General features: G+C 61.6%; 1 pseudogene. It reads right to left on the bottom strand.

What is annotated here, in order from left to right:
• Window positions 1-869, bottom strand: a pseudogene (locus AC1Q6J_RS23155) (IS3 family transposase); the annotation flags it as partial.

Here is an 869-nt window from a genome sequence, read left to right as displayed (position 1 = left end):
GGGGCGGGTTGCAAACTCGGTTGGTGTGAGCCCGTTGAGGCTCGTGTGTGGTCGGTTGGTGTTGTAGTCGATCCTCCATTCTTCGATGATCTGCCGCGCCTCGTTGAGGTTCGAGAACAGGTGCTCGTTGAGGCACTCGTCTCGCAGACGGCCGTTGAAGCTTTCGACAAAACCGTTCTGCATCGGTTTGCCGGGTGCGATGTAGTGCCACTCGACCCCTTGCTCCTCCTGCCAGGCCAGAATGGCATTTGAGGTGAACTCGGTGCCGTTGTCGCTGACGATCATGCGTGGGCAACCTCGGCTCTCGATGATGTGGTCGAGTTCGCGTGCAACGCGCAGGCTGGTGAGCGACGTGTCGACGACCAGGCCGAGACACTCCCGCGTAAAGTCGTCGACCAGGGTCAGGATGCGGAAGCGCCGGCCACTGACCAGCGTGTCCATCACGAAGTCGAGTGACCAGCGCAGGTTCTGGTCCTGCGGGATCGCCATCGGTGCCCGCGTGCCGAGAGCACGCTTGCGGCCTCCGCGCTTGCGCACCGACAGCCGTTCCTCCTTGTAGAGCCGATAGAGCTTCTTGTGATTGATCCGGACGTCCTGCCGAGCCAGCAGCAAGCCGAGACGGCGATAACCGAACCGCCGCCGTTGCGAGGCCAGTTCCTTCAGCTTGATCCGCACCGCACCGTCATCCGGTCGTGTCGAGGCGTAGCGATACGTCTTCGGATGCAACCCAACGAGGTTGCAGGCCCGCCGCTGCGAGTAGTTCTTCTCACTGATCGCCCAGGTCACAGCACATCTGCGCAAGCTGGGCCTCAGAAGTTTTTTCCGAGCATCTCCTTCAGTGTCGACACGTCCAGCATCGACTCCGCCAG

The organism is Afipia sp. MLSD5-FHT05B12, assembly GCF_058793355.1.
The sequence above is the reverse complement of the archived record's forward strand: the minus strand, read 5'-3'. Positions and strand labels throughout refer to the sequence as shown.